Source organism: Allosphingosinicella sp. (assembly GCF_036387215.1).
Classification (GTDB): Bacteria; Pseudomonadota; Alphaproteobacteria; order Sphingomonadales; family Sphingomonadaceae; genus Allosphingosinicella.
On record NZ_DASVUE010000021.1, the window covers coordinates 1 to 13,821 of the forward strand.

Annotated in this window: 14 protein-coding genes; 8 read left to right on the forward strand and 6 right to left on the reverse strand. The window is 66.1% G+C overall.

Translation table 11 applies throughout. The features are described from left to right. The 5 genes from VF662_RS00820 to VF662_RS00840 form a co-directional block, all read left to right on the forward strand. On the forward strand, positions 1 to 1,775 hold a 1,775-nt coding region (locus VF662_RS00820), incomplete at its 5' end, for a helix-hairpin-helix domain-containing protein (RefSeq protein WP_464136557.1). 41 nt (positions 1,776 to 1,816) lie between these two features. Next, a complete protein-coding gene (locus tag VF662_RS00825; RefSeq protein WP_464136559.1) occupies positions 1,817 to 2,242 on the forward strand; it encodes a hypothetical protein in 426 nt (141 codons plus the stop codon). A 53-nt stretch (positions 2,243 to 2,295) separates the two neighbouring features. Beyond that, the gene (locus VF662_RS00830; RefSeq protein ID WP_464136563.1) at positions 2,296 to 3,405 is read left to right on the forward strand and encodes an MBL fold metallo-hydrolase; all 1,110 of its coding nucleotides are present in this window, start codon (positions 2,296 to 2,298) and stop codon (positions 3,403 to 3,405) included. A 21-nt stretch (positions 3,406 to 3,426) separates the two neighbouring features. Further along, entirely contained in the window at positions 3,427 to 3,945 is a 519-nt protein-coding gene (locus VF662_RS00835; protein WP_464136566.1) for a hypothetical protein, read from the forward strand. Positions 3,946 to 3,950: 5 nt separating this feature from the next. Beyond that, complete coding sequence (locus VF662_RS00840) at positions 3,951 to 4,571, forward strand: flavodoxin family protein (protein ID WP_464136567.1); 621 nt, start codon at positions 3,951 to 3,953, stop codon at positions 4,569 to 4,571. Positions 4,572 to 4,651: 80 nt separating this feature from the next. Here the strand turns inward: VF662_RS00840 and VF662_RS00845 are convergent, their stop codons facing one another. Further along, positions 4,652 to 5,830: a hypothetical protein gene (locus VF662_RS00845; RefSeq protein WP_464136570.1), complete on the reverse strand. Its 1,179-nt coding sequence runs from the start codon at positions 5,828 to 5,830 to the stop codon at positions 4,652 to 4,654. 176 nt (positions 5,831 to 6,006) lie between these two features. On the opposite strand from VF662_RS00845, the gene VF662_RS00850 reads away from it, so the two are divergent. Then, the gene (locus VF662_RS00850; RefSeq protein WP_464136573.1) at positions 6,007 to 6,573 is read left to right on the forward strand and encodes a hypothetical protein; all 567 of its coding nucleotides are present in this window, start codon (positions 6,007 to 6,009) and stop codon (positions 6,571 to 6,573) included. 314 nt (positions 6,574 to 6,887) lie between these two features. After that, positions 6,888 to 7,232 (forward strand): MmcQ/YjbR family DNA-binding protein, encoded by a 345-nt coding sequence (locus tag VF662_RS00855; RefSeq protein WP_464136576.1) that lies wholly within the window; start codon positions 6,888 to 6,890, stop codon positions 7,230 to 7,232. A 20-nt stretch (positions 7,233 to 7,252) separates the two neighbouring features. Here VF662_RS00855 and VF662_RS00860 read toward each other — a convergent pair whose 3' ends face one another. Next, a complete protein-coding gene (locus VF662_RS00860; RefSeq protein WP_464136579.1) occupies positions 7,253 to 7,741 on the reverse strand; it encodes an ExbD/TolR family protein in 489 nt (162 codons plus the stop codon). A gap of 95 nt (positions 7,742 to 7,836) precedes the next feature. Beyond that, on the reverse strand, positions 7,837 to 8,337 hold the full coding sequence (locus tag VF662_RS00865) for a hypothetical protein (RefSeq protein WP_464136581.1): 501 nt from the start codon (positions 8,335 to 8,337) through the stop codon (positions 7,837 to 7,839). A 215-nt stretch (positions 8,338 to 8,552) separates the two neighbouring features. Between VF662_RS00865 and VF662_RS00870 the strand changes: the two genes are divergently transcribed. Continuing rightward, positions 8,553 to 9,167: a TMEM175 family protein gene (locus VF662_RS00870; protein ID WP_464136584.1), complete on the forward strand. Its 615-nt coding sequence runs from the start codon at positions 8,553 to 8,555 to the stop codon at positions 9,165 to 9,167. 209 nt (positions 9,168 to 9,376) lie between these two features. Here the strand turns inward: VF662_RS00870 and VF662_RS00875 are convergent, their stop codons facing one another. From VF662_RS00875 to uvrA, 3 genes are all read right to left on the reverse strand, one after another. Further along, complete coding sequence (locus VF662_RS00875) at positions 9,377 to 10,153, reverse strand: Fic family protein (RefSeq protein WP_464136586.1); 777 nt, start codon at positions 10,151 to 10,153, stop codon at positions 9,377 to 9,379. Between the two features lie 483 nt (positions 10,154 to 10,636). Then, positions 10,637 to 11,251, reverse strand: coding sequence for a hypothetical protein (locus VF662_RS00880; RefSeq protein ID WP_464136589.1), 615 nt, complete (start codon positions 11,249 to 11,251; stop codon positions 10,637 to 10,639). 584 nt (positions 11,252 to 11,835) lie between these two features. Next, the coding region (gene uvrA, locus VF662_RS00885) for an excinuclease ABC subunit UvrA (RefSeq protein ID WP_464136592.1) at positions 11,836 to 13,821 on the reverse strand (1,986 nt) is incomplete at its 5' end.

Genomic DNA, 13,821 nt, shown 5'->3' on the forward strand with positions numbered 1-13,821 from the left:
CCCAGGAGCGGCTCGACGACCTCGTTCCGATCGCTCCCGCGGCGATGGAGGATCGCCGGGTCATCGAATGGGACAAGGACGATATCGAAGCGCTCCGCTTCATGAAGGTGGACGTGCTCGGCCTCGGAATGCTCGGCTGCATGCGCCGCGCCTTCGATCTGCTGAGCGATCACAAGGGCATCCGCGTGACGATGGCGGACCTTCAGGACGACGATCCGAAGGTCTACGAGATGATCCAGCGCGCCGACACGCTGGGCGTCTTCCAGATCGAGAGCCGTGCGCAGATGTCGATGCTGCCGCGGATGAAGCCGAAGGAATTTTACGATCTCGTCATCGAGGTCGCGATCGTCCGCCCAGGCCCCATTCAGGGCGACATGGTCCACCCCTATCTGCGCCGCCGCGAAGGCAAGGAGAAGCCTGACTATCCCAAGCCGGAGCTGAAGGCGGTGCTCCAGAAGACATTGGGCGTCCCGCTCTTCCAGGAACAGGCGATGAAGGTGGCGATCGTCGGCGCGGGCTTCACGCCGGCCGAGGCGGACGCGCTCCGCCGCTCGATGGCAACGTTCAAGTTCACCGGCGGCGTCAGCCACTTCCACGACAAGATGATCAACGGGATGATCGCCAACGGCTATACGCGCGATTTCGCCGAGCGGACGTTCAAACAGATCGAAGGGTTCGGAAGCTACGGCTTTCCCGAAAGCCACGCGGCGAGCTTCGCCAAGATCGCCTACGCCTCGTCTTGGATGAAGTGCCACCATCCCGACGTGTTCTGCGCGGCCTTATTGAACGCCCAACCGATGGGCTTCTACGCCCCCGCCCAGATCGTCCGCGACGCCCGCGAGCACGGGGTGGAGGTGCGCGCGCCCTGCATCAATGAAAGCCGGTGGGACTGCACGCTGGAAGCACCGCCAGGGAAGTATCTCCCACTCCGCCTCGGCCTTCGGATGGTGCGCGGGCTTTCCAATGTGGATGCGGGAAGAATCATCGCCGCGCGGGCGGAGCTGCCTTTCGCGAGCATCGACGATGTCTGGCGCCGCTCGGGTGTGCCGGTTGCGGCGCTCGAGAAGCTTGCGGATGCCGATGCATTCGCTTCCCTGGGCGTCGATCGGCGGCAGGCGCTCTGGCAGGTGCGCGGGCTTGGGCATGCGCCGCTGCCGCTCTTCGCCGCCGCCGACGCGCGCGAGCGGGAGCCGGCCGTTGCCCTTCGCCCGATGAGCGACGGCAAGGAGGTGGTCGAGGATTACCGATCGATCCAGCTCTCGCTTCGAGCGCACCCGCTCGCCTTCCTCCGGCCGGAGCTGGAGAGGCGCGGCATCGTCCGCTGCTCCGACCTCAGCCGCATCAAGGACGGCCGCAAGGTGGAGGTCGCAGGCATCATCCTCGTCCGCCAGCGCCCCGGCTCCACCAACGTCACCTTCGTTACGATCGAGGACGAGACCGGCATCGCCAACGCGATCATCTGGCAGCAGAAGTTCGAGGCGCAGCGGCGGATCGTGCTCTCCTCGGCAATGATCAGCGTCAGGGGCACGCTCCAGCGCGAGGGCGAGGTGATCCACATCATCACCGACCGGCTCGAAGACATGACTCCGCTCCTCCATTCGGTCGGCGAGATGCACTTCCCGCACCGCCCCGGCCCCGGCGACGGCGCCACGCACCCCGGCTCTCCCGACCCGCGGCACTGGGAGAACAGAGTGCGCGACCATTATCATCCGCCGTTCCGGGTCGCTGGAAAGCCCGACACCGTGATCGAGGTGAAGAGCCGCGACTTCCACTAAGAACCCCTCTAAAGCAGTGCTCCGAATCCCGGAGCTCCGAAATGCCGATCCTTTCCATTGCCTTGGCTCTCGCCGCAGCGGCAGCGCCGCAGAAGGCGCCGCGCGAGCAGTCGCCAGTGCCGAGGGAGGTCGTCGCGCCGATCGGGGCCGGCAACAGCGACGACGAGATCGCTCGGCAGATCGCCGCAGCCGACGCCCATCCGCTCGGCACCGCCGCCAACCCAATCCGCGTCGGCGGCCCCGAAGGCGCCCGCGCCTATCTCGCCGGCCTCCGCTGCGGCGACGGCAAGTCTCCGCAGATCGGCGCCGCGCGTCAGGGCGGCGTCGGCGCTTTCGGATCCCTGCTCCAGCTCTATCCGATTGATTGCGGATCGGCCGCTCCCGGGCGCGTGGAGCTCAACGTCGATCAATATCAGGAAGAGCATAAGGAGACCCGCCCGCCGGCCGGTTTCCAGCTTCGCCGCTGATCGTCGACTGATCCCAGGGCACCAGCAGGCCTGAGCTGCGTTCCACCCGCTTCATGCGCAAGATTCTGAAGCGGATCGGGACGGCACTGCTGTTCCTCATTGTGGCGATTTGCCTCGCACCGACGCTCGTCCCGCCGTTCCTCGACCGCATCTATTATGAAGGGCCTCGGAGCGACCATTTCGACGGAAAGCGCTTCTTCAATCCCGGGCCCGCGCCCGAGGCCGGAAGCCACAGCGGCCCCGCCCGCTTCGCCAATCGCTGGCTTGGCGCGGACGGCCGCGCCGCATGGCCGGAGCATGTGCCGGTCCGGCCGACGGTGCCGCCGCCGCGGGTGACGGGCGGCGACATGTTCGTCACCTGGATCGGGCATGCCACCGTGCTTGTGCAGACGCAGGGCCTCAACATCCTTACCGACCCGATCTGGTCCGACCGCGCTTCGCCTTTCTCATTCGTCGGCCCCAGGCGGGTGCGGGCGCCGGGCGTCCGCTTCGAGCAGCTGCCGAAGATCGACCTCGTGCTCATCAGCCATAATCATTACGACCATATGGACCTGCCGACGCTCGAGCGGCTCTGGCGGCGCGACCGGCCGGCGATCATCACCAGCCTCGGCAACGACACGATCCTGAGAAATCGCGGCGTCGAGGCGGCTGCGCTCGATTGGGGCGGGCGGAGGCGCGTCGGCCCGGCGGAGGTGATCGTCGAGCGTAATCACCATTGGGGGTCACGCTGGGGCACGGACCGCAACCGCGCGCTCTGGTCGGCCTTCACGGTGAAGCTGCCGGGCGGCAACATCTTCTATGCGGGCGACACCGGCTGGGGCGACGGCAGCTGGGTCGCCGAGGCCGCCCGCACCGGGCCCTTCCGGCTCGCGATCATCCCGATCGGCGCCTACGAGCCGCGCGACTTCATGAAGACCAATCACGTCAATCCCGAAGAGGGGGTGCGGATCTTCGAGGCGCTGAAGCCGGCGCGGGCGCTCGGCGTTCACTGGGGAACGTTCCAGCTCACCTTCGAGCCGATCGGGGATCCCCCCGCACGGCTGGCGGCGCTGAAGCGGCAGCGCGGAATAGCGTCCGCGGCGTTCGTCGCCACCGAAGCGGGACGGAGCTTCGCCGTGCCAGCCATCGGAACGGACGCCGCCAAGCCTGCGTTGGCCCGCTGACTGGAAAGCGCGAGGACGAACATGAGCGAGCAGAGAGACGAACAGCGGCGCGAGGCGGCACCGGGCGGCAGAGAAAGCCCCTCGGGCGAGGAGCTCGGGCCGATCGGAATGGAGAGCGCCAACGGCGGCCCCAACGGCGAAGCAGGCGGCGGCGCGACCAGCGGCCCCGCTGCGGAAGGATCCATGGGCTCCGGCACCTACAACGACCGCGGCAACGTCACCGGCCCCGACAGCCCCGCCGGAAGCGATGCCCAGCTTCGGGTGGACGAGGGCGAAGGCCAGGGGGACGATCTCGCCAACCGCCTCGGCGGCGGCGAAGGGACAGGGGCCGGCCTCACCGGCGCCGGAGCAGCGACGGGCGACATGAATGCGGATCGCAGCGAGCGGACCAAAGCATCGGCCCAGGATGCGGCCGGCGCAGGCGGGCCGAGCGCAGGCGACGTCGGCGGAATGGGCGGCGTTCGCGGCCACACCGCCGGCAGCAGCCGTCCGCCAGGCGGACAAAGCCCGCTGCAGAACGACCCGAACCACAGCGAATAGCCGGCGTGGCACTCACCGCAGTTGCGATCAACTGCAGCCTCAAAAGGAGCAATGGCGAGGACAGCTCGACCGACAAGATGATCGGGCTGCTCGTCTCGGAGCTCAAGAAGAAGGGCGTCGCCTTTACGGAGACGATCCGCATCGCCGACCATGAGGTGAAGCCCGGCGTCACGTCGGACGAGGGCGAAGGCGACGAATGGCCGGACGTCCGGCGCCGGATCCTCGCGGCCGACATCCTCATCTTCGGCACCCCCATCTGGCTCGGTCAGGCGTCGAGCATCGCCCAGCGCGTGCTCGAGCGGATGGACGCCTTCCTCTCCGAAGCAGACGATGCCGGCCGGATGACGAGCTATTCCAAGGTGGCGGTGCTGGCCGTGGTCGGCAACGAGGACGGCGCGCACCATGTCTCGGCGCAGCTCTATCAGGGTCTGAACGACACCGGCTGGACGATCCCGGCGGCGGCGGTCTCCTATTGGGTGGGCGAAGCGATGGGGAAGACCGACATGATCGATCTCCCCCAGATCCCGGACAAGGTGCAGGAGACGGCGGCGATGGTCGCATCGAACGCCGCGCACCTGGCCGCGCTGCTGAAGGAGCGGCCTTATCCGGGCGTACCGGCCGACTGAGCTGCGATAGCTGCTGAAGGAGAACGTCCCGCCCGCGACAGATGCGCGGGCGGGACAGGAGTGCCTTCAGAAAGAGGCGGTCAGTCGCGCTTCGGGGTGCCGTGCGGGCGCGCTTCGACGCCGTCGTGGAGGCCGGACGGGTTCTCGACATCGAACATCGCCAGCTCCTCGCCGTCGGGAACGCCGATCGCGAACGAGGCGGAGGTTCGGCCCTCGCCGCCGCCGGGCAGCGTGTAGCGGGCATCGGCGACCACCACCGGAAGGATCGCGTCGTGGAGGCCTTCCCTCGGAAGCGCGACCTCGGTCTCGAGCCGCGCCTTCTCGCCGGGGGCGAGCTCGGTCTCCCGGCGCTCGGCCTCGGCCGGGCGCTGGATCAGCATCCGTTCGACTTCGGTCGGCTCGGCGCCGCCGGGAAGCATCCAGGTGGCGATCCGCACGTCGCTGGCATGGACCGAGCCCGTATTCTGGATGTCGAGCTGGAACTGCACCCGCGCGGCATCCTCGCCGACGCCGGCGCGGACGGGGCGCATCTTGATGTCGATCCAAGGCCGGTCCCCGGCAGCCGCAGCGGCAGCCGGCGCGGCAGCGGCAACCGGCTCCGGACGGGGTTCGACCGCGGCCACGGGGGCGGCATAAGCGACATGATCGGCCTCGTCGGTGCGGCGACGGCGGCGGCTCAACAGGTACAGGAGCCCGGCGACCGCAAGCCCCGCCGCGAGCAACCACGGCCAGACCGGCGTGTCCTGCCGACGGGTTTCCGGCGCGGGCGCGGGGGCCGCTGCGGGAGCGGCGGCTTCGGGGGCCGGAGCGGCAGCCGGAGGAACATCGGCCGGCGGTATTGCGGCGACCGGGGGCGGCGCGGCCGGGGCCGGGGCCGGGGCGGCGACCGGAGCGGGAGCCGGTGCCGGGGCGGGAGCGGCGGGCGCAAGGGCGCGGGCCGTCCGCGGCTGCGGCGCAGCGCGGCGCTCGGTGCGGGACGCCGGGCGGGTGGCGGTGCGCGCCGTCCGCCGCGCCGCCGGCCGGGCCGTGGTTTCGGCAGCGTCGGCGGCGACCGGATCGGCGGGCTCGCGACCGGAGGGACGGGTGTTGACCACCGGCTCCGAGGCCTGGGCGCCGGCGGCGGGAGCCGTCGTCTGCGCGGGCGCCGGGGCGGCGGGATCGGTGGGGGTCACCTGCGACAATGCGGGTGTGAGCGGGAACGCGGCCGACGCTAACAGCAGGCCGGCTGCGATACGAAGCGGCTTGAGATGCTGTGTCATGGTTTCCATCCTGTTTACCTTCCGGAACAATGTCGTCGGCGGCAGGATGGGCTCGGCTCGGCGCATCCCCCGCGCCGGGACGTGCAACGGGAGCGGCGAGCGGAGCGGGACATCGAAGCGGCCGACGCCGGAAAGCAGGGCTGGAGGCGGAGCGTACGGGCGGCTAATCCTCGCTCATGGCGCGCGCACCCAACCTCAAGGTCTTCCGAATGGCGGTGGGCTTTCACGACGCCTATGTGGCCGCGCCGAGCCAGAAGGCGGCGGCCGAAGCGTGGGGGGCGGACCTCAGCGTCTTCGCGCGGAAGGAAGCGGAGCTCGTCACCGATCCGAAGCTCACCGCCGAGCCCCTCGCCTCGCCGGGCAAGGTGATCAAGCGGCTGCGCGGCACCGAGGCGGAGCAGATCGCGGCGCTTGGCGCGGATGAAGACGCGCCTCCGCCGCGCGCGGGAGGTGCGGGGAAAAGCGCCAAAGGTCACACTAAGGCCACACCAACGAAGCCTCCGCCCAAGCCGAAACCGCGGCCGAGCCGGGCCGCGCTGGAGGAGGCCGAGCAGGCGCTCGAGGCGGCGGAGGCGCGGCAGCGGGAGGAGCGGCAGGCGATCGCCGAGCGCGAGGCGGCGCTGGCGCGCGAGCGGGAGGCGCTGGAGAAGAAGCAGCGCCAGGAACGCGAGCGGCTGGAGGCGCGGCGGGAGGAGGCCGAGGCCGCCTATGAGGAGGCGCTTCGGCGCTGGCGGGAGAGCTGACGGGCTCGGTCGGGCCCTGAAGCGGCGGCGCGAATGGCACGAATGGCACGAATGGCACATGGAATCGCGGGGGGTGTTCCTCCGCAAGGAAGCGGCGGGGCGGGCCCGAAGCTGAGGGAATTGACGGTGCGTCGCATGCATCGTTCCGCGGCCGGCATTGCCGGTTCCGAAGGAGCTGACCTGGACGGGCGGGATGCACTTGCTGCTCATCCCCAAGGGTAGAACATGCGAAATCCTATTGTGCAATGTTCTTCGTATGTTCTAGCGGATGATCGAGCGGCGTCCCGGCCGCCGCTCGCGTGAGGGAAGCAGGGATGGCGGAAAGCGAGATCGAGCGGGCGGCGCGGCTGGCGGCGGGGCTGCCTGAGGTGGAGGTTTCCACCTGGTACGGAACGCCGGCGCTGAAGGTGGCCGGCAAGGGCTTCGTGCGGGTGAAGGAGCCGGGCATATTGGTGGTGATGTGCCCGCTGGGGCTGAAGGAGGCGCTGATCGAGGCGGAGCCCGAGGCCTTTTTCGAGACCCCTCATTATAGCGGCTGGCCGGCAATGCTGGTGCGCCTCGGCGCGATCGACGACGGGGGGCTCAAGGACCGGATCGAGTACGCCTGGCGCGAAAAAGCGCCGAAGACGCTGGTGAAGGCGTTGGAAGCGCGGGGCTGACCGCGCCGGAGGCGTGTCGATCAGTTCCTGCTCACGGGAGGATCGGGGGGCGGAGGCGGATTGCCCGGCGGCCATTCGAACGCGCACCGTTCCGGGCTGCAGCGGCCGATGCGGATCGCGGCGTCGAGCGTCTCACGGACCGAAGCGCAAGGCGCCGCGGGATCGGGATAGACGCGCAGGAACGCACGCTCGCCCGCCGCCGCGATGCCGAGATAGTCGCGGAGCCGCTCCGCACCCACGGGACTGCTGTTCCAGCGGATCCGCCCTTCGGCATCGATGACGACGAGGTTCGTCGGAGGGCTGAGGATCGATCCCGTGAGCTGCCGAAGCGAGGGAGCGAAATGCCCGAGCGGGAGCCGGCAGGAGGGGTCGCCGGCCCTGGCAGCAGCGGCGGCGGCGATCTCCGGCACGGCGGCGGGCGCGGCCTTGCGCGGGGAGCTATCGCACGAGCCGGTGAGGGCTCCGCACAGAAGCAGGATGCCGGCGGCTCTCGCTTTGGCAAAGATCATGCGCTTTCATCGCACCTCCCAGCACGTCCGGCCAGCTCGCCAGGCGCGGACACGATCCCCAGGCCTATGGGGAGAAGCGGAATAGCTCGAAAAACTCAGTCAGCGGAGTTGCAGCGGGAAGCGGCAGCTTGGATGTCCGGCCTTGCGCGCACGACGACAGCAAATCTGCGTGCCGGAAAGCGGGGCGTGAGCTCTTCGGTCACGATCAGCAATTTTCTGCGATCACTGCTTAGAGCGCCCCAGAAGCTCACTGCTCCTGGCCGGTTACGCAGGTATTCATGAATGCTGACAGCCGGACCGCCGACGATACCTGCCCGCGCCAGGAAGTATCTCTCGCCCTTAGGCCGCGGCAGACGCTTTCCGGTTAACTTCTCCGCATCCTTGTGTGTGACCGGAACAAGAGCACGCTTCTGCAATCTCTTCAAAGCTCCGGTGAGCCGATCTTCAACGACAGCGCTGACGGCATCCCGTGAGAGGTGAATCCACGGACCTTCCGAGGCCTGCATATTGCCCGATGCGCACCAATCCTGCGCGTGCGCAGACCGGGGCGCGGTCATAATCAGCAGAGTAGTAACGAGAAGAGCGAGAATGGACATTCAGTTCACCTCGGGGCAGAAACTCATGTGCGAACTTCTTCAACGCATATTCAGCCACCTCCTCTGACGCTCCATTCAACGTCAATGTCCAGATGTTAGGTCCTCCCACATCGGCGGATTGCCGGCCGCTTCCTCACATGTGGGTCCCTGGCCGCCGGAGTTGCGTTCGCTGCTGTTGTTGCCGATAACCGGCGGGCATTTCACGGGGGTGAAGGATGGCGGGCGAGCCCACCGACCATGCGCTGGAGCGGCTGGTCTTCTTTTCGGACGCGGTGTTCGCGATCGCGATCACCCTGCTCGTCATCGAGGTTCACGTGCCGCATGTGGCGCACGGATCGGGAGACGCAGCCTATCTGCAGGCGCTGGCTTACCTGATCCCGAACTTCATCGGCTTCATCGTCAGCTTCGCGGTGATCGGGTTGTTCTGGGCCGGCCACCACCGCGCCTTCTCGCTCGCCCGCCGCTACGACGGCGGCGTGGTGCCGTGGAACCTGATGCTGCTCGGGACGATCGCCTTCATGCCGTTCGTCACCGCCTTCGTGAGCGCCCACCAGGGCGCGCGGGTGCCGGCCGTCTTGTACTGGAGCTGGCTGCTGCTGACCGCGGCGCTGAACCTCAAGGTGAACAGCTTCGCGACGCGGCCGCCGATGGTCGCCCCCGATCTGCCCCCCGAAACCGCCGCCGCAGTCCGCCGCCGGAGCCGGAGCGTGGTGCTGGGCGCAGCAACCGCCTTCGCCATCGCCTGGATCGTTCCGGTGGCGGCGCCCGTGGGCATGGCGACGATGCCCTTGTGGAGATGGCTGCTCGGGCGGCGGGTGAAGCGGAGTTGAGCTAAGGGCCGCCGCGTGAGGCGAAGGCGCGAATGGCACGAATGGCACGAATGGCACATGGAATCGCGGGGGGTCTTCCGCCGCGGGGAGGCGGCGGCGCGGGCCGGAAGTTGAGGAAGTTGCCGGTGCGTCACACGCATTGTCCTGCCGCCGGCGTTGCCGGTTGCGAAGGGGCTGACCTGAATGCGCCCAACGTGGACGGCAAGAGATCAGTTCTGAGGTGAATGCTCCAGATCAAGCGAGGCGAGTTCGACCGCGGTGTGCATGACCGAAAGAAAGCGTTCCCTAAAGGTGAGCCAGTCGCCAGTGCGGGATAGTTTCCTCAATGCATGCCGATTTGCTTCACCTTCTTTCATAAAGGCCGGCGCGAGGGGAAGAAAGGGACAACAATAGCCCGTTCGCCTCGCCAAGGCCGCATGAATAAGGCTCCTTGCCAAGCGCCCATTACAATCCTCGAATGGATGATTTAGTATGATGAAGGCATATAGGATGCAAGAAAGTGTTAGTGGCTCGTAGGTCAGCGTCAGTACGTCGCGTGATATGGGTACAAGCCAATCAGTAGCACTTTTGGGGGGAGCAAAGCGGTCGGCCAAGCCTGCGACGTTGGGGCGGGAGAAGGCAGCCCGCGATCGAATGTTGATCGCTCTACCTTGCATTCGCGACGCCATGTCCCGGAGGAGATGGACGTTTATGTCCCACGCGGTGAAGGCTCGCCACTGCGAGAAGAGAATGGGCTCCACGGCGGGACGCTGGAGGAGCTTAAACATGCGCGGGTCGGAGCCACTTTGACAATGCTTCTCTCCAGCACAAGCGTAAACAGCTCTAAGTTCTGCTCCAAAACTAGCGCTCGGGCGGCGTCGGTGCCTTTCTGTCAAACGCTCAATCGTGGCGATTAATTGGTGCTGGGAGCGACCGGCAAGTTCCGCTGGGAAAGGTGGACAGGATAACTCAACCGTTTCAATGACATTGGCAGCAGTAGGCGCCATCAGCTTTACTTCCTTTTGATCTTCCAGAAGATTTCTTCAGCGTCGAGCCGGGAAAAAGGAACCAGAGCCGAACGTTTGTCTGCTATAATCCGCATGGAACTGTAGACGGGCCGTCCATTCACAGTGCGGATTGACCATAGATCTGCTACGACAGCCTTGTTCGCTTCATCGCAGCTCCCGCCAATCCGCAAAAATAACGCAGCTTTCGTTAGCTCATTCACTAAGTCGGCCTTCTCCAGGGGGAGTGGCCTCTCGTTCCGATAAATTGTGACAGGGAAACCCTCGCGCCTCCGAAAAGAGAAGACGCCGAACTGACATTCTATGTCTGTTCGATACACGGTAGAGAGGGCCGGGAGCGGCTCCTCAATTAGAATCCGTCCCGGCGCTAGGTTGTCCCTTTGCTGCCCCGCACATCCAAGAAGAAGCACCATTGAGAGAGACATTCCTCCACGGCAGAAAGCAGACGACCTCATGTTTATCCCCTTACAATGTGCATTGCGTAGTGCCCGCCTTTACCGTCAGCCGATCATACGCGTAAGTGGCATTGCTGTTCGTATCAAAAATATAGGTTATTGGGTTTTCAGATACGTGAAACCAAGGTGTGTCTTCGGCCTGCAGCCTCAGCTTATCAAAAAATTGTACGTCAGCAGTGGTTGGCAAAGTCGGATCTTCAGCTCCAACTGGATGATTGTGAACAGCACCCACCACCACAGCGCCTACGGGCAGCAACATGTAATCAAAGATGGTCCAGTACATCTGGTTAGAGGTCTGCGGCAGCAGTTTTTCCACTGTGCCATTGTAAACGTAAATCACCGCTAACAACTCCCGGCGCGTTGCATCCATTCCGCTAATCGCCGATACAGCACCAGCAGCATGCTGGTTGATGGTGGTGAGGGGCGCCTCACCGGGCTTTAATCCGATGCAGGGCGTGTCTTTGGCGGGTTTCACGACCGGCTTGAATGCTTCTCTTGCCTGCTCATAAGCGAGTTCTTGGGGTCGGGTATCCCCAGTAGTGTCTCCGGAATCAGACCTATCAATCTCCCATCCCATATAAGTCGATGGCATTCTATAACCTGTCACCACAGGATTCTGAGTCACAACATGTCTCCTTTGCTTTGCGTGACGCTCTTCGCCACGCTTGCTCAACCACCAAGTACAGAGCCTGTTCCGCATTTGAGCCCTTTTTGTTCCGTCTTTGATCCAAAGGGGTTTCGCTGTGATAAAAATGCCGCGCTCCCCCGGGAGCTTGGGTCGCCGGGGTGACCCCTCACCACTCTCCCGATAGGTTGCACTCAGTCCCGCACCTGCTCTGCTTCGCGCGGACCGGCAAATCCGCCGCGGGATCTTCCAACTCTGTAGGGTTGTCCGGAACGATCTAAGCATTCTGAGCGCCGGCGCCTCTGCGGCAATTTAGAGGAAGCGAGGCTATTCGGTCGCTTTCCGCTGGCGCATCGGAGCTCTCGCTTCTTCCGCAAAGGAGCGCTATGGCTTCGGCGCGTGCCCCCCTGCAGCAGCGGCGCCAGATAGTGTCCTGTTACGAGCGCGGCTCCTTCGCCACCTGCTCGGGGGTGCCCTCCGCGACGATCTCGCCGCCCCCTTCGGCTGCGCGTCTCTACAAGCCCGACGCTTCGCTCAGGACATGCCCTTCGACTTTTCTCAGGATATGCTGTCGCCGCCGAGTTTCACTCGGCTGCCTCTCGCTGACGCATTGAGGCGGAACGCCGCTTCTTCCGCGCAGGAGCCGCTACGACCTCGGCACGAGAACCCTGAAGCAATGGTGCGAGATAGTGGCCGGTGTAGGAGCGGGGCTCCGTGGCGACCTGCTCCGGCGTCCCTTCGGCCACAACCTCGCCGCCCTTGTCGCCGCCTTCCGGCCCCAGGTCGAGCACCCAGTCGGCGGTCTTGATGACCTCGAGGTTGTGCTCGATGACGACGACGCTGTTGCCCTGCTCCACCAGCGCGTGGAGCACCTCGAGGAGCTTGCGTACGTCCTCGAAATGGAGGCCGGTGGTGGGTTCGTCGAGGATGTAGAGGGTCTGGCCGGTGGCTCGGCGGCTGAGTTCCTTGGCGAGCTTGACGCGCTGGGCTTCGCCGCCGCTCAAGGTGGTCGCCTGCTGGCCGACCTTGATGTAGCCGAGGCCGACCTCGGCAAGCATCGCCATCTTCTCGCGGATCGGCGGCACCGCCTTGAAGAATTCGACCGCGTCCTCGACCGTCATGTCGAGCACGTCGGCGATCGACTTGCCCTTGAACTTCACCTCCAGGGTCTCGCGATTGTAGCGCTGGCCGTGGCAGACGTCGCAGGTGACGTAGACATCGGGGAGGAAGTGCATCTCGATCTTGATGAGGCCGTCGCCCGAGCAGGCCTCGCAGCGGCCGCCCTTGACGTTGAACGAGAAGCGGCCGGGCTTGTAGCCGCGCGCGGCGCTTTCCGGCAGACCGGCGAACCAGTCGCGGATCTGGGTGAAGGCGCCGGTGTAGGTGGCGGGATTGGAGCGGGGCGTGCGGCCGATCGGGGATTGATCGATGTCGATCACCTTGTCGAGATATTCGAGGCCGCTGATCTTCTCGCACGGGCCGCAGACCATGCGCGCGCCGTTCAGCGCGCGGGCGGCGCCGGCGTAGAGCGTGTCGATGGTGAAGCTCGACTTGCCGGAGCCGGAGACGCCGGTGATGCAGGTGAAGGTGCCCAAGGGAATAGAGGCGGTGACGTCCTTGAGGTTGTTGGCGCGGGCGCCCTTGACGGTGAGCTTCCGGCCGTTGCCTTTGCGGCGCGCGGCGGGGAGCGGGACGGCGCGGCGGCCGGTGAGATAGTCGGCGGTGAGCGACTTTTCGTTCGCGAGCACGTCTTCGAGCTTGCCGTGGGCGACGACCTCGCCGCCATGGACTCCGGCCCCGGGGCCCATGTCGATCACGTAATCGGCGGTGCGGATCGCGTCCTCGTCATGCTCGACGACGAGCACGGTGTTGCCGAGATCGCGCAGGCGCTTCAGCGTGACGAGCAGGCGATCGTTGTCGCGCTGGTGGAGGCCGATCGAGGGCTCGTCGAGCACGTAGAGGACGCCCGAGAGGCCGGAGCCGATTTGCGAGGCGAGGCGGATGCGCTGGCTTTCGCCGCCGGAGAGGGTGCCGGAGGTGCGGTCGAGGTTCAGGTAATCGAGGCCGACATTGTTGAGGAAGCCGAGCCGCTCGTTGATCTCCTTGAGGATAGCGCGGGCGATTTCCTTGTGCTGGGGCGAGAGCTTCTCCTCGAGCGTCGAAAACCAGTCGAGCGCGTGGCGGACGGAGCGGCGGGTGGACATGGAGATGTCCTCGCCGGCGATCTTGACCGCGAGCGGCTCGGGGCGGAGGCGGGCGCCCCTGCAGGTCTCGCAGGGGGCGGCGGACTGGTATTTGGAGAGCTCCTCGCGCATCCAGGCGCTCTCGGTCTGGAGCATCCGGCGGTTGAGGTTGCCGATCACGCCCTCGAACGGCTTCTTCACGGAATAGGATTTGCGGCCGTCGACGAAGGTGAGCGTGACAGGCTTGCCGCTGGTGCCGTGGAGGATGATGTGGCGGATCTCCTCCGGCAGCTCGTTCCAGGGCGTGTCGAGCTTGAAGCCGAATTCGGCGGCGAGCGAGCCGAGCACCTGCATGTAATAGGGGCTGGGCGGGTTGGACTTGGCCCA